The following is an 18075-nucleotide window of genomic DNA, read 5'->3' as shown; positions in this document are numbered from 1 at the left end:
TTAATTAAAGGTTTGTTATTTTTAACGTATTGTAAAGAATCACAAACTGAGTTGTTTTTTGCAGGGTCACTTGTGACTCCTACGGGAAGCGAGTGACTCAAAAAGCTTCTACAAATAGGAGAAAAACACCTCTTAAATAAATGAGGGCTTTATATATTTCAGGATTGAGCAGAAACCTTTTTTGAAAAAGATAAATTATTATACATGGGAGTGGAGAAAAATGGCGATTAATTTACAAAAAGGACAAAGAGTCGATTTAACTAAAGGGAATCCAGGTTTAAGTAAAACTTTAATTGGTCTTGGTTGGGATCCCGTTCAACAAAGCAAAGGTGGAGGCTTGCTAGGCGCACTTTTTGGTGGCGGACAGGCAGCAAGTATTGATTGTGATGCTTCTGTGATTATGGTTAATGAGCAAGGAAAAGTTCAAGCAAATAGTGATGTTATCTACTTTGGAAATTTAAAAAGCCGTGACGGGAGTGTCCAGCATAGTGGTGATAATTTAACTGGAGACGGTGATGGTGATGATGAACAAATCCAGGTTGAATTAAGTAAAGTACCTGTACATATTCATAAACTAGTTTTTGTTGTTAATATTTATGATGCAGTAAAAAGAAAACAACATTTTGGGATGATTCAAAATGCCTTTATCCGTATCGTTAATCCATTAACAAATCAAGCACTTATTCACTATAATTTAACAGACGATTATGCAGGTAAAACTAGTTTAATAGTTGGCGAATTATACAGAAACGGACAAGATTGGAAATTTGCAGCAATCGGTACAGGCACAAATGCAGGTAGTTTAGGTGAACTAGTCAAATCGTTTTCATAGAGATCAGAATAATGATTGTTACAAATAATCTATTAATCAACTAGGGAGGAATAGAAATTGAGTATTAATCTTTCGAAAGGTCAACGAATTGATTTAACTAAAACGAACCCCGGATTAACGAGAGCAATCATTGGGCTAGGTTGGGATATTAACCAATATGATGGCGGAACTGGCTTTGACTTAGACGCATCAGCTTTCATGGCAAATGAAAATGGCAAAGTTGTCAATGATGAGGATTTTATCTTCTATAACAATCTTATCCATTCAAGCGGAGGAGTAGAACATACTGGTGATAACCGTACTGGTGAAGGGGATGGGGATGATGAGCAAATCATTATTGATTTTACAAAAATTCCTAGCCATGTAAATAAAGTAGGTATTGCAGTAACTATCCATGATGCAGAAACAAGAAGACAAAATTTTGGACAAGTTTCCAATGCTTTTGTTCGTGTAGTAAATGAAGAAAATAATGTGGAAATATTACGTTTTGATTTAGGAGAAGATTTTTCTGTGGAAACTGCGGTTATCGTATGTGAACTCTATAAACATAATGGAGAATGGAAATTTAACGCAGTCGGCAGTGGCTTTTCTGGAGGACTTGCTGCTTTATGCCGTAATTATGGTTTAGACGTATAAAATGACCGAGTTTGATTGCTAGAAACTCAAGCATACAATTTTCATAACAACAGACTATCCAATAAGAATGACTATAGAAGAATATAAATTTCTTTCTATGTATACATTCTTTTGGATTTTTTTGTGGACTGTAACCCAATATTAACTAGTTTGTGTGTATACCTTCCTATGCTATAATTTTTAATAGATTAGTATGTTCTTAACTGATTTTAGAATCTTATTAGATAATAGGATGAATAACGCAATAGGTGTATTGGGAGGAAGAAGGATGAGATGGCTCAAAAGATTAGCACCAGTATCTATGATAGCAGCAACAAGTATTCTTATGGGAAACTCACAGCTTCCGAATAATGAAATATATTTAAAAACATTATCCGAATTAACGATTGTTAAAGCACATCTTTCTACAGACGCAAAAGAAAATTTAGGAAACATTATTATTTTGCCAGAAGAATCGTTTGATCAGAAAGAAGCAGCAGTGATAATTGAAAGATTAAATCATTTACCACCTTCGCTTTTGAAAAAAGTCCAATCTCGTGGAATAAAGGTGAAATTATTCACTGGCAAATTAACTGATAATAAAACTGCACAAAAATTTACTGGCATTATTCCAAGAGGATATACTTCTCAAAAAACATGGGATGATGTACCTGGCATTGGTGGAGGAAAAGTGGTGCTTGTTAAGATTGGTGCAAGCGAAAGAGGCCAAGGCCATAGTTCTGTAAATTTGGAGTATCATGAATTAGCCCATTCGATAGACTATAAAATATTAAAAAATGCTAGTAAATCAGAGGGATATAGAATAATGTGGAATGAAGAAAAATCTCGATTATTTCCAAACAAACCATACTTTATTCAATATGCGGAGGAATATTTCGCAGAAACCTTTGCCATGTTTTATATAGGGGGAAAAGAAAAGGAAAAATTATTAGAGTTTGCGCCAAAAACATATCATTATATCGCTTCTATTAAATAACTTTTATGATAAAATAAAACGAATTAATAATCTGGCAATAAATAAGTTAGTCTATTAAAGACATACAACTAGGCTAAGTAAATGAAATCGCAACTAAATAAAAAGGGTGTTATAAAATGAGACAATATTTAGATCTATGTGAGCATATTTTATCAAATGGTGTAAGAAAGGAAGATCGTACAGGAACTGGAACGATTAGTACGTTCGGTTATCAAATGCGATTTGATCTTTCGGAAGGTTTTCCATTAATTACTACAAAAAAACTCCATTTACGTTCGATTATTTATGAATTACTTTGGTTTCTAAATGGTGACACAAATGTGAAATACTTACAAGATCATAATGTCCGAATTTGGAACGAATGGGCGGATGAAAAAGGAAATTTAGGTCCAGTGTATGGACATCAATGGCGTTCTTGGACAACGAGAGAGGGGAATACGATTGATCAGATATCTGAATTAATCCATACGATTAAAACCAACCCTGATTCAAGAAGATTAATTGTAAGTGCTTGGAATGTTGGAGATATTGAGAAAATGGCGTTACCGCCATGTCATTGTCTATTTCAATTTTATGTAGCAGATGGCAAATTATCCTGTCAGCTATATCAGCGTTCAGCAGATGTATTTCTAGGAGTACCTTTTAACATTGCTTCCTATGCACTGTTAACACATATGATTGCCCAAGTTTGCGATTTAGAGGTAGGGGATTTTGTTCATTCCTTTGGAGATGTTCATATTTATACCAATCATATTGAGCAAGTAAAGCTTCAACTTACGAGAGATCCTAAGCCGTTACCACAGTTAAAAATCAAGCAAGACGTAAAAGATATCTTTTCCTTTGCATATGAAGATTTTGAAATCGTTAATTACGAAGCACATCCACATATTAAAGGAGTGGTAAGTGTATGATTTCGTTGATTGTTGCAATGGATAAGAACAAGGTCATAGGCGTAAACAATCAATTACCATGGCATTTACCAGCTGACTTAAAGTATTTTAAAAAAGTAACGACTGGGCATCCGATTGTGATGGGTAGAAAAACAAGAGATTCTATCGGTAGAAATTTACCAAATCGTGAAAATGTCATCATAACGAGAAATCCTGACTATCAATGTGAAGATTGTACGGTTCTCCATTCAATCGATGAATTTTATGAGTGGAGCAATGCACATGCTGAGGATGAGATTTTTATCATTGGTGGGGCCGAGCTTTTTTCTGAAACAATTAAGAAAACAGACAGGTTGTATATAACGGAAATTGATGCAGAATTTGAAGGAGATACTTTTTTTCCAGCATTAGATTGGCAGGAATGGCAGGTTGTAAGTGAGCAAAAAGGGATTGTTGATGAGAAAAATATTTATCCACATACTTTTTTTGTGTATGAGAGAGTGTAAGTAATCAGAAAAAGAGCTGGTATATAACTAGATAGATACTATTGTGCTACAGACACTCGCTTTCCGCGGCGAGGAAACTGAGCCTCCTCATTGCATGCACCGCGGGGTCTCAGCCTTTCCTCTACTTCCCGCAGGAGTCGAGTGTCTTCAGACTACGGGCGATTACCACCAACCTTCTTTTTTCCAGGAATAAAAAACCCAAACACGGATACGAAATATTTTTTCAATCTTCGTATCCGTGTTTGGTTTATCTTTGGCTGAAATACATATGTCCCAGCCTTTTCTTACTATAAGTAAATTTCCTTTAAACATAAAGATATACACAGAAATACATTAAAGCACTGCCAGCTAATACAAATAAGTGCCAAATGGCATGGAAGTATGGAATCTTCTGCATAACGTAAAAGATACTGCCTATTGTGTATAGGAGGCCGCCACCGATAAGAAGCATAAAGCCAGTCGTACCAATTGCATGATAAAGCGGAACAATTGCCGTTACAATGAGCCAGCCCATAATGACATACAGAATTGTTGATGTAACAATATATTTTTTTACATAGTAACATTTAAAGACTATTCCAATAATAGCTAATCCCCAGACAATACCAAATAACGTCCATCCTAAGCCGCCACGTATAGCAACTAAAACAAAGGGAGTATAGGTGCCAGCGATTAAAAGATAGATGGAGGAATGATCTAATATTTCAAAAAGATCCTTTACTTTTTCATGGGTGATGCTATGCAGTAATGTGGAACATAAATAAAGAATAATCATCGTGGCTCCAAAAATTGAAAAACTTACAATTCTCCATGGATTTGCAGATTCAGCAGCATTAATAATAAGCATGACTAATGCTGGTATACTTAAAAGTAATCCAATCCCATGGGTAATACTGTTAGCAATCTCTTCCTTTAATGAGAAATCTTTTATTGAAAAATTCATGTATATAGTCACTCCTTATCCCTTCATTGTAAAGTATTTCAGCCATAAAAACAAACATTTGCAGAACATGGCATTAACAATAAATTCTACGCAATCAAAAAAGTTTAAAAAAAAAGAAAATTTAAAATTTTATTAGGAGTAACAGAAAAAATCATGGTATAATGTACAAATTAAAATGGTTAGAAATGAGGGTGTGGAAATGGAACAAGATGTAATGAAAAAATGGGTGCAGTTGGAGGATATTATTATTGCATACCAAGGCATTAAAGACATAGTAGCCCATACTCCCTTACAAAAAAATTATCGTTTATCTGAAAAATATGATTGCAATGTTTATTTAAAAAGGGAAGATTTACAGCATGTGCGTTCCTTTAAATTAAGGGGAGCATTTTATTCAATGAAAATGCTAGAAAAAGAAAAAATGAAAAATGGGGTAGTTTGTGCTAGTGCAGGAAATCACGCACAAGGTGTGGCGTATTCATGTCGTTATTTAAATGTTCATGGGAAAATTTTCATGCCTGCAACCACACCAAAACAAAAGGTTACGCAAGTTAAAATGTTTGGTAAAGAAAATGTGGAAATCATTTTAACTGGTGATACATTTGATGATTCCTACGTAGAAGCGGTTGCTTGTGCTGAAGCAGAAGACAGAGCATTTATCCATCCATTTAATGATGAAAATGTCATCGCAGGACAAGGAACAATGGCAATTGAAATAATGAATGATATTGATGTGCCAATTGATTATGTTTTTGCAAGCATTGGTGGCGGCGGTTTAATGGCTGGTTTAAGTACATATATAAAAAGCGTTTCCCCATCTACAAAAATGATTGGTGTTGAACCAGCAGGAGCACCTTCGATGAAGGAAGCTTTAATAAGAGATAAAGTAGTAACGTTAAATAAAATTGATAAATTTGTAGATGGAGCAGCAGTCAAAAGTGTCGGACAAAAGAATTTTGAAATCTGTCGAGATTACGTGGATGACATTCTTTTAGTACCTGAAGGAAAAGTTTGTACGTCTATTTTATCTTTATACAATGAGCATGCTATTGTTGCTGAACCAGCAGGAGCACTACCAGTTGCTGCCTTAGATTTATATAAGGAGAAGATAAAAGGAAAAAACATTGTGGTTATTATTAGTGGAGGAAATAACGATATTGATCGGATGCAGGATATTAAAGAGCGTTCGTTACTATATGAAGGATTATTATATCACTTCATCGTTAATTTTCCCCAACGGGCGGGGGCACTAAGAGAATTTTTAGATGATGTATTAGGACCAGATGATGATATTGTCCGATTTGAGTATGTAAAAAAGAATAATAAAGAAAATGGTCCAGCCGTAGTTGGTTTGGAGTTAAAAAAAAGGGATGACTATAAAGAATTAATAGAACGGATGGATAAAAAAGGTTTTCCTTATACCGAAATCAATCGAGATTCCAATTTGTTTCATCTACTCGTCTAACATATAAGTAACCTAATTTCAGTTTGTCGACAAAAAGATTTTTAGAAACTTAAATGGAATTTTCATGTGTTGCTTGGAGTGGAAAGCAACATCCCTATTCAAAGAGACTAATAAATATACTATATGAAAACCTCTGTTTCTAAAATTCAGGGATTTGTCTACAGTCTGACCTAATTTGCCTTGCATGTTAAAAGTAATTAGACATGTGAGGCTTATTTTGGAGAAAAATACGATGAGAGAAAAAAGGTTAAACTCTTCTTCTCTGCTCCACTAAGATGATACCCTTTTGACTAAAACAGACTGCGGTTTATTGGGATCTAACAATTCTACTTCTAAGAGTTATGGTTTGTCTGCAGTTAGACAGCTTAGAAAGGCTGATTGTATTATTGGGGAGTTTACTTTATAATATTTCCTTTAAATTAAGTTTTTCCCATAAAGCGGAAGTGTAATGTGATTTAATTCACAGGTTACGAAAAGTATAATTTGTGGTATAGTGAATTATATATGTTCAAAAAATAATAGCAGAGCATATAAATAAATTAATAATAAAACTTTAGTAAAGAAAGCGCTTAAATGAAAAACGAATGACAAATAGGGAAGTGTAAAATGAAAAAAATCAAAATTGTTACAGATTCAACAGTTGATCTATCACAGGAAATGTTAAATAAATATGAAATTGAAGTAATATCTTTATCTATTTATATTGATCATAAATCTTATTTGGATAGAGTGGATATAACACCAGCTGAATTTATCGATAAAATGGTAAAAGCAGAAGAATTACCAAAGACTTCACAGCCATCTGTTGGCACTTTTGTTGAAAAATATGATGAACTTGCTGACGAGGGATATGATATTATTTCCATTCATATGACAGGCGGAATGAGTGGTACGGTAGAATCAGCGAAAAGTGCCAGTCAATTAACAAAAGCAAGGGTATTTGTAGTAGACTCTGAGTTTATATCTAAAGCTTTATCTTTTCAAGTATTAGAAGCTGCAGAAATGGTTCAAGCAGGGCATAACGTTGCTGAAATTTTGCAAAGATTAAATCATGTAAAAAAACATACAAAATTATATGTCGTTGTAGATACATTGGAGAATTTAATGAAGGGCGGTAGAATCGGAAAAGGGAAAGCTTTTTTAGGTTCTTTATTAAATATTAAACCAATTGCAACACTTGAAGATGGTGTATATACGCCTATTGCAAAAGTAAGAAGTCGTTCTCAGGCAGTAAAGTTTTTAGCTAGTGCTTTTGTAGAAGATAGTATTGGCAAAAAAATTAAAAGTGTCGGGATTACACATGCTGGTAGTCTTGAAGTTGCCCTAAAGTTAAAAGAAGCAATCGAAAAGGCTACTGGTTTCAATAAAGTGGATATCGACTATACGACACCAGTTATTTCGACTCATACAGGACAAGGGGCCATTGGTTTTAGTTACTATATCGAATAGTAGTATCGTTCTTCATTATAAAGTTGAAATAATAGCATACTTGTAAATATAACAGAGAGCCCATCTTTATTTTATAAAGATGGGTTTATTTATAGTTGAGGAAATACATACCCTTTACTTGAGCTGATGGTGTGCAATTCTATGAGGATTATTGCAAATTATACAAAATGGGATTTCTCTTAAAAAAAATGGAGTAATTAAAGGGAATTTAAGTGAAAATGTCGAATCAAAATATAATTAAATTACAAAACTATTTTTAAAACTATTTAAATAAATGAAGGATATGTAAACATGTTAATTTTTTACAGTATGTCTATTAAACACGAAGGAATACAAGAAATAGGTGGCCAGTATGATAAAAAAAATTTGCAATATTCCGTTTGTGAATAAATATCAATTATTATCTTTTTTTCTGCCCTTCTTCTTTCTAATGGTTTTTATAACCATAATTTTCTTTCATCATTTTAAAGAGCTAAAAATACATGTTGAAGAAGATGGAGAAGAAATCTTAACATTACTAAGTGAAAATGTTTCTTTGAAAATGAAGGAATGGAAGAATCTTGATTCTGAACAACTGTTACAGGTTTTATATTCGTCTGAATTTAGGGAAAACATAGCAGATATGGAGGAAAGCCTTTATTTTTCAATGACTGCAGAAAATGAAAATCAACCAAGTATTGCCGTTATTTCTTCACACGATCAAATAAAGGAAATCAATTATGTAGATACATTAGCTGAGAATATTATGCCTATTTACAATAAAACACAAATATTGCATGAAATGCAGCATAGTAGCATATACAAACGTAAGGAAGATTATTATATGAGTTCATTCACTCCTATTAATGACGAAAAGGGACAATTAGTAGGAGTTATAGGAGTGGAGAGAAAAGTTAGTGAACTCTTCATTTTTCTAAAAAAATTAGCTGTCCAAACAATCTTATTTATACTTGTTAGTTATCTCTTCATTTTCCTTTTTATCAGAAGATGGTTAAATAAAATACTCCGTCCTATTAACAAGATGATGATAGGTTTAAATGAAATAAGTGTAGGGAATTTTGATGTTAAAATGGAAGTAATTGATAATCCTGAATTACAGGGCTTAATGAAAAACTATAATGAAGTTGTCGATAATCTTGCTTCCCTTTTTTATCGATTAACTAATACAGCGAAAGAACTTGGGACGATTTCAAAGGATTTTCAATTAACTACGATGGAAGAAGCTCTTACTCAAATGGATAATATTGTAGAATTTTTGAAAACGAATCGGGAACTGCAGAAAGCGGAAAAGATGAACGCTGTTGGTCAACTAGCTGCTTCCGTTGCACATGAAATAAGAAATCCAATGACTGTAGTTAAAGGTTTTTTGCAAATATTTTATGCAAAAGAACATATGAGTGAAGAGGAAAGAACATATATTAAACTAATGATTGAGGAAATGAATCGTGCAGAAACGATTATCAATGATTATTTATCGCTTGCGAAACCTGATGTAGATCAATCTCAAAAGATCGATGGTGCAGATTTAGCGAATAAAGTGATTGATTTAATGCACTCTTATGCAATGATGGGCAAAGGGATTCATTTTATAAAGAATATACAGCAAGTATACATAGAAGCAAATAATAACGAATTGAAGCAAGTGTTAATCAATATTTTAAAAAATGCAATTGAAGCAATGAAAAATGGTGGAACGGTTACAATTAGCCTCTCTTCAACAAAAGAATATGGCGTATTTGAAATAGCCGATACTGGTATTGGCATGACAGAAGAAGAGATAAACCGATTAGGTACTGCTTTTTATTCATTGAAAGAAAAAGGGACTGGAATGGGGCTAATGGTTTGTTACCAAATGGTTGAACAGATGAATGGACGTATCGAAGTACAAAGTGAAAAGGGAAGAGGAACGTCTTTTAAAATTTTCATTCCGCTCTCACAAAACTAGTAACAAAGAAAACGTCCATCAGTGGGTTTTTACTATCCGTTAAGGGATAAGACTAATTTTTGATAAATTGAATGAGCAAAAACAAGAGAATTATTTTACTCTTTTGAAAGTGAAATTGGATGCATAGCGGGAGATTATTGGTAAAAAAATAAGTACATAAAATAATTTCGAACCCTCTCCAATATGCTATACTATAAAAATGAAGGTAGGTGAAATGATGAAAAAACCATTTACCTTTCTTGTTTTATTAATTTCTCTTTTAATGCTTGTTTCCTGCTCTAATCAGACACTATATAATACAGAAAAAGATATCGTAGTAACAGAAAAAAAGGATATTCCAGTAAGTTTTTTACCACAGGAATTATCAATAGTATCTGTTGGAGACTCTCTTACACAAGGTGTTGGCGACAGCACAGGAAAAGGTGGGTATGTTCCTTATCTGCAGAATTTGCTAGAAGAAACAAAAGGGGTAAATAAGGCGGATTTTATTAATTATGGTGTAAGGGGCAACAGGTCAGATCAGTTATTAAAAAGAATTAAAACAGAGGAAGTTAGTGAATCGCTTAAAAAAGCAGATGGTGTCATTCTTACTATTGGTGGAAATGACATTATGAAAGTGGTACGAAAAAACTTCACCAATTTACAAGTTGATTCTTTTAATGAACAATTAAGTGACTATGAAAGAAACCTAAATGAGGTATTGTCAATTATACGAGAAAACAATCCTAATGCTGTTATTATATTAGTAGGGGTTTATAACCCATTTATAAAGATGTTTTCTGATATAAAAGAAATGAATCAAATTGTTGCAGATTGGAATCGTACGAGCGAAAAAGTATTAGCACAATATGAGCATACTTATTTTGTTAGCATTGAAAATATTTTTGAGAATCCAACTTCAGATTTGCTGTATGAAGATTATTTTCATCCTAATGACCAAGGGTATCAGCTTATTGCAGAGGCTATATATAATAAGATGTTAACAGCACCGTTAGCTGAAATACTAGAGAATTTGCAAACAGAGAATTGAGGAGAAAAGGTTGTTTAACAATAAGTGGAAAGTAGCATTTTTAACATTAGTAGGTGTTCTCGTAGTTTGTATTATCTTTTTAGCTATTATGATATTTAAACCTGTCGAGAAGTCACCAATCATCAAGAAAAAAGAACGGGAAGAAGTACCTTTTGCTGTTACGACAAATCGTGAGGACTTAACTAAGTTAATTAATCATTATCTAGAAAAGGAAGGACTTAATGGACCCATTCATTATGAAATTAATATAGCGGATCAAGTAGAGTTATACGGTACCTTGCCAATATTTAATACAGATATTCAAATGAAGTTGTCCTTTGAACCCATTGCATTAGAAAACGGAGATTTATTATTAAAGCAAAAAGAAATCAGTATTGGCCAGCTGCCACTGCCAGTTTCTTATGTTATGAATTTTATCGCCAATCAATATAACTTCCCAGAATGGGTTGATATAAACCCAGAGGATGAAGAAATATATGTTCATTTAACAAAAATGGACCTGAAAAATGGAATGCTTATAGAAGCGAAAACATTTGATTTAGAACAAAATATTATTCAATTTAACTTGTTACTGCCAACTGAATAAGCATAATACTAAGGGCTATTCCATTTAAAGTCTCATGTGAAAACAAAACGATTAAGCAAGCTAGATTGTTTTTGCAGAAACGTGATGGAATAGCCTTTTTTTTAACAGGAAAATAACAGTAATTCACATCGTTTGTCTTCGTGTCCTTCCACAATAATTGCACTGTATGTTTTATCAGCTTCTAACCGTATTGGTGGAAATGCGATTATTACTTCTTTTGTTTCTGCATTTCTTGCCTCTAAGTTAACGGTCATTGGATACAAACCTAAATAAGAGCTAGCTCCTTTATAAAGGATGGAAGGAAAGATGGTATCGCCTTTTTGAACAGCGATATCAATTGTTGGCAAGTTTTCTGCCAGTTGAATAAATCGTAATTTTGTTTCGTTAGGTGGGACAACTGGATATTCGGGAAAAGAATGGATCTTTATTTTCTTCTCAGAGCCAGAAAAAGCGAAAGTATGATATATGTTGCTCTCCACACTAATTTTCTGACTGCATAAGGCATCAATCATTTTTCCAGTTTCATAAATATCAATTTGGTATTTTCCTGCCGGCAATGTTAAATCATTGCTCATTGTTTTAAAGGACACCTCTTTAAACATACGCATACCGTTAATATAGATATCAACAATTGCCAAGTTTTGCGAACCATGTAATATTCTTATTTTCCCATATTCTTTCTGCCGATCAACATCAGCTACAATAGCAGATTTCTCCTCATGGCTAAAAGCATGTTTTAAGCTTAGAAGGTGTTTATGATAATAATAAACATGTAATTCTGGATTCGTATATTTATAATAATCACTTAATACATTATACATACCAGCTTCATGTATCGAGTGATAGTGATTTTGTGGCATAGAAATTCCTCCTATTCGTTATCTTTAATGCTGTTTTCTAAGCGATTTAAAAGTAAATCTTGTAAGTTGACTTTTTAGAAAGAGCCTTCTGAAAATAGAATATGCCAAAAGATTAGGGAAAGTGCCTAATGTCAGAGAGGGAAATTTACTTTACAATTTGTTGGAAAATTTATATAATAAAGTTATTAAATGAAAGGGGCTGATGTTTTATGAGCAAAAATACATTTTTTAAGTCGAGTATTTTATATAGCATACAGCCCAAACGGTTATCACAATAGTACGTATTTTATTCTTGGCCGCATTTTATGTGGTTAATATGCGTTCTCTTGTTAAAACTTTTAATTGTTTGTAAGAAAACCATGGGCTGTATGCATCATGGTTTTTTATTTTGCAAATATTTGGAGGTCAATACATGGAATTAACGCATATCGGTTTTAATGATAATGTAAAAGAAGCATATGAAAAGATAGCAAAGGTAAATCAAATAATTGGTAGAATTTCTTTAGAACATAAAAGAATGTATCGTGTGTGGACTGTTTACGGAGAACTGTTATGTGAGGTTTCCGGAAAATTAGCTTACGGTGCACAATCAAGAGAGGGATACCCTGCTGTAGGAGATTGGGTTATTCTTACCCCAAGAAGTGCCGAAGCAAAAGGAACGATTACTAATATTTTGCCGCGAAAAAGCAAATTTTCGAGAAAAGTAGCAGGGAACAATACAGAAGAACAAATAGTAGCAGCAAATATAGATATGATTTTTTTGGTCAATTCTTTAAATGAAGATTTAAATATAAGAAGATTAGAGAGATATGTAACCTCAACATGGGAAAGTGGTGCGAGTCCGGTTATTGTGTTAACGAAAGCCGACCTAACAGCAGATTTAAGCGAAAAATTAAGGGTAGTTGAATCAGTCGCTTTGGGGATACCTGTAATAACGATAAGTGTTGTAAATAATATCGGATTGGATCAGTTGAAAACATATCTTCATCCTGGAAAGACAGTTGCTTTATTAGGATCATCTGGTGTGGGGAAGTCGACATTAACGAATTATTTGTGTGGTTATGAAAAACAGGAAGTACAAGAAATTAGAGATACAGATGCAAAAGGTAGGCATACTACGACTAACCGGGAAATGGTGTTATTACCAAATAATGCGATTTTAATCGATACTCCAGGGATGAGAGAGCTTCAATTATGGAATAGTGAAGACGGGATTTCTAACAGTTTTTCAGAAATAGAAGAGCTTGCAGCAAGTTGTAAATTTAGAGATTGTCAGCATGAAAAAGAAATGGGGTGTGCTGTGAAACTTGCTATTGAAGAGGGAGAATTGGAAGAAGAAAGACTGCAAAGCTATAAAAAATTATTAAGGGAATTAGCTTTTTTAGAAAGACGTCAAGATAAAAAGGCAAAGTCTGATGAGAAGAAGAAATGGAAAAGCACGACAAAGCAATTTAGGAAGAGATGATCTGTGTCATCTATGAAAATGGATGAATCCTTGTTTTATCCCACTCTTAACGGCCAGTAAGACTTCCGCCTCAAGCTTAGGAGAATACGAGGAAGATAGGTGGGAGATCAACTGTCCGTAAAGGTCTGAATGGTTCAACTAACCATCAGTGGGAGAGGAAGGAAAACCCCCACTGATGGAAGTTTCACTTTATAAAAAGCAAGGGATAATTAATTATTTAATCAATAAAGGCTTTATTTTTTGCATATTTCTACATTAAACATTAAGCTAATAGTGTGAAATCAAACATATAAGGGAATAAAAAGAGGAGAATGTTTTTAAAAGGGGCTGTTTAAGTGGAAAAGAATACGGAATTAGCAACATTTGCAGGTGGCTGTTTCTGGTGTATGGTTAAGCCTTTTGATCAAGAGCCTGGAATCATGAAAGTTATTTCAGGATATACAGGTGGTCATAAAGAAAATCCAACATATAAAGAAGTTTGTTCAGAGACGACAGGACATTATGAGGCGGTTCAAATTACGTATGATCCGAGTGTGTACTCTTATGAAAAACTTCTTAATATCTATTGGCAACAAATTGATCCAACTGATCCTGGTGGTCAATTCTATGACCGTGGACAATCTTATCAAACAGTAATTTTTTATCACACTGAAGAGCAGAAGAACTTAGCTGAAGCATCGAAGCAGCAATTAGAAGCAAGCGGAAAATTTAACAAACCGATAGCAACAAAAATACTTCCAGCTTCAACATTTTATCCTGCTGAAGAGTATCATCAGGATTATTATAAAAAAAATCCTGAACATTATAATCGTTATCATATTGGTTCAGGTCGTGCATCATATATTCAATCGAATTGGAGAGAGAATTAATGGAAAAAAATAAATTAAAAGAAAATTTAACACCAATCCAATATGAAGTAACTCAAAATAATGGAACTGAACCACCATTTCGTAATGACTACTGGGATGAGTTTTCAGAAGGTATTTATGTAGATGTTGTTTCTGGAAAACCGTTGTTTAGTTCTCTAGATAAATATGATGCGGGTTGCGGTTGGCCAAGCTTTACAAAACCAATCGATGAAGAGGAATTAATAGAAAAGAAGGATACAAGTCATGGCATGATTCGTACCGAAGTGAGAAGTAAAGAAGCGGATTCCCATTTAGGTCATGTGTTCAATGATGGACCAAATCCAACTGGTTTACGTTACTGTATGAATTCAGCTGCGATGAAATTTATCCCCAAAGAAGAGCTTGAAGAAAAAGGTTACGGAAAGTACTTGCGATTGTTTAAATAGAAGGAGAGGCAGACCCCGCACTGGAACTTAAGAAGCGAGAGGCTTGGCGCTCGCCCCATGGAAAGCGAAGTGTATTCCGTCTGCGGGTGATCACCACAAACCTTCCTTTTAAAATGAATAAAACCCCAAACAATTATACGAACTTTTCTTAGCATGTACGTATAATTGTTTGGGGTTATTTGGTTGAAAATGCTTTTTCTCAAAAGATCATGTTAATTAGTAATAATAGAAGAAATTTGAACTAGTTGTTGATCTGTTATGTTATACCTTGATTTATTTGCAGATAATTGAAAGGTAACTGTATGATTCCGATCGGTTAATCCACTCGTGACATATAAGGATCTTTCTTTCTTAAACGGCCACCATGTGGATATAGTTGTCACATAGTTATCATCTACAAAAACATCTATCATGCCACCTTTTTCACTTCTAATTACGTTCACTCCTAAAAAAGATCCGGAAAAATGATATTCAATATCAGCGCCAATTTTATTCGATGTATAAAAGCCTGCTTCGTTTTTAAAAGAAGGATCAATTGAATGAAATGGATGAAGAGTATTCATTTCTAGACTAGATACTTCTTTAACTGGAATAGTGGAAGTGAGAACGGTTTTTTTCTCCCGAATTGCTTTGTTCATTGTATCAACAACTGCTTGTGCATATAAATAGTAACCATAATCATTTGGATGTACCAGATCATTTGTTAAACGTTCAGTGGATAGACCAGAGTTTCGAAAAGGAATTCTCATATCGATATTGGTAGCATAAAATTCTTTTGATAATTGTTTAATTATGTGAACAAAATCCTCGTTATCTAGACTACTTTCCGTAATTGTCACTAATTCTGCATGCGGATGACGGATGACGATTTCTTCTAATAAAGATTGATAAAAGAAGTAAAATTGCTTATCGTCCATATATTTTCGATCATTTTCTCCAAACACAATGAATACTAAATCAACATCTTTAGATAAGCTATTTTTCAATTTATATAAGCCTTCAAATGCTGTAGCGCCACTTTGTACAACTAAATGTCTTTTAAAAGATCCTCCGTATTTTTTTGTTAAACTTCTCTCTACAAGTTGAAACCATTTTCTATGGTTATTGCTAGCTCCTGAGCTACGACCTATACTATCACCGACAATTAAATAGTTGACCTGTTTTCCATCAGCAATTTTTTTATAGACATTTCTTTCCGGTTGTTTCGAATCAATTAATAAATAAAACATACTTATAATAACGATAAAAATAAGCGAGTAAATAATGTATTTTAATCCCTTTTTCATATTGCTTTTTAATTTTTCCTCCTTTTTAAAGAAAACACAGTACTATTACGATTAAATTACCCTTTTAAAGGACAAGGTAAGCAGTAATTTACTGGTGTTTAATAACAGAAGACAGTGATTGATAGACAATAAGATATCCTGATCAATATGTGCTTGTTTCAAATTAGGTAAATCACTTGCACCATTATTTTCATTTATGTATAGTATACGTTATATCAATTGATCAAGGAAGGTGAGAGCATGACTAAATCCTTTTATCATTTTTTAATGAAGTTTCGACATCCTGAACCAAATGATCAAATTAGTGAATTTGCAAATGAAGCTTATCTTGATCATGATTTTCCAAAGAATAGTTTTGACTATGATGAGATCAGTGAATATTTAGAATTAAATGGTCACTATTTGCAAAGTATGCGTGTTTTTGATGAGGCTTGGGAACAATATCTATTTCAAGAAGAAAAGAAAAATTATAGTTATTGATGACATCCAGCAAGAAATTGTTTGGATGTTTTTTTATGCAAATGGAGATGTTTTTAAACTGCTGCCGAATTTATCTAAAGGTCCTGTAATTGGAAAGAAAAAAAGGAAGAGCTATTGCTTGTACTTATAAGCACAAATGTATTCTTCCTATGTATAGATAGACATATAATGAATAAACAGTTTGAAGTGTCTTTAAATCGTTTGATTCAGGAAGAAAGGAATTTATTATGAGCGAATATTAGAGTATTGCATATGATGGTAGTAACAAATGAATGTGAAAGTCTAATGAACAAAAAGGATGAAAATTAAATGGTAACTGAAGATAGGTTTATATTCCTTTAAGATCCCCCATCTTCATTGATCAAATGTTCTATTCAAGGTGTGGGGGGAAAACCGCATAAGTTGGCAATGCCACCCAATCTTGTTTAGAGAGGATTAGTAATTATGGCGAATCGTAAAAAACCTAAATTTAAAATTGGTGATACAGTAGTTATCACTATTTATGGAACAGTTGGCAAAATTACAGATGTGAAGTATTTAGATAATATGCATGTATATGAAGTGAATAAAAGTGAAGGGTTATATTTAGAATCCAGTTTACAAATGCTTTCTGAGTATGATGGTGAAATAATGGATTCAGAGAAAATAGATATCGAATATCGCTTCTTTATTGGCGATTTAGTAAAAGTGAAAGGATATGGATCCAATCTTTTTAAGATTATGGGATTCCGAACAGAAATTTGGAGATATAAAACAGATGCATGGGAAGATGTAATTTACGAGCTTTCTAGAGTTAGTGATGGAGAATGGCTAGAGGCAGCGGAAGATGAATTAACCTTGGTGGCAGATGCGGATAGTGCGGATTCATTTATACAAAAATTAGGTTTATTATATATAATGGATAAAAAACAAAAGTCTATCGACTTAAAAAAAACAAATAGTTCTTTCCACAAGACTGAAAAGGAATTGTTAGAAAGAACGAAGGAAAAGAAAGAGCTAATTGACGGATTGTTAGATATCTATAATGATTACAGTATTTTATATTCTTTATTTAAAGATCCAGAGTATGAACAAGTAATGAAGTTAACCCTCCGAAAATTGAAACAAGTAAGCAAAAAAACGGATAAAGACAATAACACAAAAATCTAGAATAAGAGATAAATAAACATTGGAACACTACTAATTATCAGAAGAGAAAATAATTTCTTTAAAAGGGAATGAAAAATAGCAAGAATTTGACTGTCTTCTTCGTTTAAATCTACTTTTATATCTTCGACTAGGTATTGGATTTTATTCATTAATAGTGCCTCCCTTTTTTTATAGTAAATCTATATGTTTCAGCTTTCATAAACATGTCTAATTTCACTAGTGTTGCATTAATTTAATTTCACTATTAAAAATACTCGAAATGTTCACTTTTATTATTTTATGC

The 18075-nt window shown here is 33.1% G+C and carries 19 protein-coding genes; 15 read left to right on the top strand and 4 right to left on the bottom strand.

The window, feature by feature from the left end:
• Positions 1-220: 220 nt before the first annotated feature.
• From NST60_RS21235 to NST60_RS21215, 5 genes are all read left to right on the top strand, one after another.
• The gene (locus tag NST60_RS21235; RefSeq protein WP_016203135.1) at positions 221-832 is read left to right on the top strand and encodes a TerD family protein; all 612 of its coding nucleotides are present in this window, start codon (positions 221-223) and stop codon (positions 830-832) included.
• Positions 833-889: 57 nt separating this feature from the next.
• Positions 890-1468 carry a TerD family protein gene (locus NST60_RS21230; protein ID WP_169188736.1) on the top strand — a complete coding sequence of 193 codons (579 nt, stop codon included), beginning with the start codon at positions 890-892 and terminating at the stop codon, positions 1466-1468.
• 268 nt (positions 1469-1736) lie between these two features.
• Positions 1737-2444 (top strand): anthrax toxin lethal factor-related metalloendopeptidase, encoded by a 708-nt coding sequence (locus tag NST60_RS21225; RefSeq protein WP_254415336.1) that lies wholly within the window; start codon positions 1737-1739, stop codon positions 2442-2444.
• 116 nt (positions 2445-2560) lie between these two features.
• Entirely contained in the window at positions 2561-3355 is a 795-nt protein-coding gene (locus tag NST60_RS21220) for a thymidylate synthase (RefSeq protein ID WP_169188734.1), read from the top strand.
• On the top strand, positions 3352-3840 hold the full coding sequence (locus NST60_RS21215; protein ID WP_212120208.1) for a dihydrofolate reductase: 489 nt from the start codon (positions 3352-3354) through the stop codon (positions 3838-3840). The genes NST60_RS21220 and NST60_RS21215 overlap by 4 nt, the downstream gene beginning before the upstream one ends.
• Positions 3841-4144: 304 nt before the next feature.
• Here the strand turns inward: NST60_RS21215 and trhA are convergent, their stop codons facing one another.
• Complete coding sequence (gene trhA / locus NST60_RS21210; RefSeq protein ID WP_016203968.1) at positions 4145-4783, bottom strand: PAQR family membrane homeostasis protein TrhA; 639 nt, start codon at positions 4781-4783, stop codon at positions 4145-4147.
• A 199-nt stretch (positions 4784-4982) separates the two neighbouring features.
• Between trhA and ilvA the strand changes: the two genes are divergently transcribed.
• From ilvA to NST60_RS21185, 5 genes are all read left to right on the top strand, one after another.
• Entirely contained in the window at positions 4983-6248 is a 1266-nt protein-coding gene (gene ilvA / locus NST60_RS21205; RefSeq protein WP_169189687.1) for a threonine ammonia-lyase IlvA, read from the top strand.
• A gap of 606 nt (positions 6249-6854) precedes the next feature.
• On the top strand, positions 6855-7697 hold the full coding sequence (locus NST60_RS21200; protein ID WP_224427691.1) for a DegV family protein: 843 nt from the start codon (positions 6855-6857) through the stop codon (positions 7695-7697).
• A gap of 352 nt (positions 7698-8049) precedes the next feature.
• The gene (locus NST60_RS21195) at positions 8050-9642 is read left to right on the top strand and encodes a sensor histidine kinase (RefSeq protein ID WP_169188731.1); all 1593 of its coding nucleotides are present in this window, start codon (positions 8050-8052) and stop codon (positions 9640-9642) included.
• Positions 9643-9856: 214 nt separating this feature from the next.
• Positions 9857-10672, top strand: a complete 816-nt coding sequence (locus NST60_RS21190; RefSeq protein ID WP_224427693.1) for an SGNH/GDSL hydrolase family protein — start codon at positions 9857-9859, stop codon at positions 10670-10672.
• A gap of 10 nt (positions 10673-10682) precedes the next feature.
• Positions 10683-11258, top strand: a complete 576-nt coding sequence (locus NST60_RS21185) for a YpmS family protein (protein WP_212120203.1) — start codon at positions 10683-10685, stop codon at positions 11256-11258.
• 101 nt (positions 11259-11359) lie between these two features.
• Here the strand turns inward: NST60_RS21185 and NST60_RS21180 are convergent, their stop codons facing one another.
• Positions 11360-12118: a DUF4397 domain-containing protein gene (locus NST60_RS21180; protein ID WP_224427694.1), complete on the bottom strand. Its 759-nt coding sequence runs from the start codon at positions 12116-12118 to the stop codon at positions 11360-11362.
• A 412-nt stretch (positions 12119-12530) separates the two neighbouring features.
• Here NST60_RS21180 and rsgA point away from each other — a divergent pair, with 412 nt between their 5' ends.
• From rsgA to msrB, 3 genes are all read left to right on the top strand, one after another.
• A complete protein-coding gene (gene rsgA, locus NST60_RS21175; protein ID WP_341100084.1) occupies positions 12531-13583 on the top strand; it encodes a ribosome small subunit-dependent GTPase A in 1053 nt (350 codons plus the stop codon).
• Positions 13584-13918: 335 nt separating this feature from the next.
• Complete coding sequence (gene msrA, locus NST60_RS21170; protein WP_016203960.1) at positions 13919-14452, top strand: peptide-methionine (S)-S-oxide reductase MsrA; 534 nt, start codon at positions 13919-13921, stop codon at positions 14450-14452.
• Entirely contained in the window at positions 14452-14877 is a 426-nt protein-coding gene (gene msrB / locus NST60_RS21165; RefSeq protein WP_016203959.1) for a peptide-methionine (R)-S-oxide reductase MsrB, read from the top strand. Before msrA ends, msrB begins: the two co-directional genes overlap by 1 nt.
• A gap of 212 nt (positions 14878-15089) precedes the next feature.
• On the opposite strand, the gene NST60_RS21160 is transcribed toward msrB, so the two are convergent.
• Complete coding sequence (locus NST60_RS21160) at positions 15090-16163, bottom strand: SGNH/GDSL hydrolase family protein (RefSeq protein WP_101731011.1); 1074 nt, start codon at positions 16161-16163, stop codon at positions 15090-15092.
• A gap of 240 nt (positions 16164-16403) precedes the next feature.
• Between NST60_RS21160 and NST60_RS21155 the strand changes: the two genes are divergently transcribed.
• Both NST60_RS21155 and NST60_RS21150 read left to right on the top strand, forming a co-directional pair.
• Positions 16404-16643 carry a YozE family protein gene (locus NST60_RS21155; protein WP_101731012.1) on the top strand — a complete coding sequence of 80 codons (240 nt, stop codon included), beginning with the start codon at positions 16404-16406 and terminating at the stop codon, positions 16641-16643.
• A gap of 444 nt (positions 16644-17087) precedes the next feature.
• Complete coding sequence (locus tag NST60_RS21150; RefSeq protein WP_016203956.1) at positions 17088-17792, top strand: hypothetical protein; 705 nt, start codon at positions 17088-17090, stop codon at positions 17790-17792.
• On the opposite strand, the gene NST60_RS21145 is transcribed toward NST60_RS21150, so the two are convergent.
• Positions 17789-17941 (bottom strand): hypothetical protein, encoded by a 153-nt coding sequence (locus NST60_RS21145; RefSeq protein ID WP_156827827.1) that lies wholly within the window; start codon positions 17939-17941, stop codon positions 17789-17791. The two genes, NST60_RS21150 and NST60_RS21145, sit on opposite strands and share 4 nt — an antisense overlap.
• Positions 17942-18075 lie beyond the last annotated feature (134 nt).

The sequence above is a fragment of the Niallia sp. FSL W8-1348 genome (genome assembly GCF_038006745.1).
In the GTDB taxonomy this organism is placed as follows: domain Bacteria; phylum Bacillota; class Bacilli; order Bacillales; family Cytobacillaceae; genus Niallia; species Niallia alba.
This window is presented reverse-complemented; position numbering and strand designations above follow the sequence as displayed.

Excerpts from the sequence above, each read along its gene's own strand:
- NST60_RS21215 (WP_212120208.1), top strand. The coding sequence starts at position 3,352 with ATGATTTCGTTGATTGTTGCAATGGATAAGAACAAGGTCATAGGCGTA.
- NST60_RS21155 (WP_101731012.1), top strand. The coding sequence starts at position 16,404 with ATGACTAAATCCTTTTATCATTTTTTAATGAAGTTTCGACATCCTGAA.
- NST60_RS21235 (WP_016203135.1), top strand. The coding sequence starts at position 221 with ATGGCGATTAATTTACAAAAAGGACAAAGAGTCGATTTAACTAAAGGG.
- trhA (WP_016203968.1), bottom strand. The coding sequence starts at position 4,783 with ATGAATTTTTCAATAAAAGATTTCTCATTAAAGGAAGAGATTGCTAAC.
- NST60_RS21195 (WP_169188731.1), top strand. The coding sequence starts at position 8,050 with ATGATAAAAAAAATTTGCAATATTCCGTTTGTGAATAAATATCAATTA.
- NST60_RS21190 (WP_224427693.1), top strand. The coding sequence starts at position 9,857 with ATGATGAAAAAACCATTTACCTTTCTTGTTTTATTAATTTCTCTTTTA.
- msrB (WP_016203959.1), top strand. The coding sequence starts at position 14,452 with ATGGAAAAAAATAAATTAAAAGAAAATTTAACACCAATCCAATATGAA.
- NST60_RS21150 (WP_016203956.1), top strand. The coding sequence starts at position 17,088 with ATGGCGAATCGTAAAAAACCTAAATTTAAAATTGGTGATACAGTAGTT.
- NST60_RS21180 (WP_224427694.1), bottom strand. The coding sequence starts at position 12,118 with ATGCCACAAAATCACTATCACTCGATACATGAAGCTGGTATGTATAAT.
- ilvA (WP_169189687.1), top strand. The coding sequence starts at position 4,983 with ATGGAACAAGATGTAATGAAAAAATGGGTGCAGTTGGAGGATATTATT.
- NST60_RS21145 (WP_156827827.1), bottom strand. The coding sequence starts at position 17,941 with ATGAATAAAATCCAATACCTAGTCGAAGATATAAAAGTAGATTTAAAC.
- NST60_RS21200 (WP_224427691.1), top strand. The coding sequence starts at position 6,855 with ATGAAAAAAATCAAAATTGTTACAGATTCAACAGTTGATCTATCACAG.
- NST60_RS21220 (WP_169188734.1), top strand. The coding sequence starts at position 2,561 with ATGAGACAATATTTAGATCTATGTGAGCATATTTTATCAAATGGTGTA.
- NST60_RS21225 (WP_254415336.1), top strand. The coding sequence starts at position 1,737 with ATGAGATGGCTCAAAAGATTAGCACCAGTATCTATGATAGCAGCAACA.
- NST60_RS21160 (WP_101731011.1), bottom strand. The coding sequence starts at position 16,163 with ATGAAAAAGGGATTAAAATACATTATTTACTCGCTTATTTTTATCGTT.
- rsgA (WP_341100084.1), top strand. The coding sequence starts at position 12,531 with ATGGAATTAACGCATATCGGTTTTAATGATAATGTAAAAGAAGCATAT.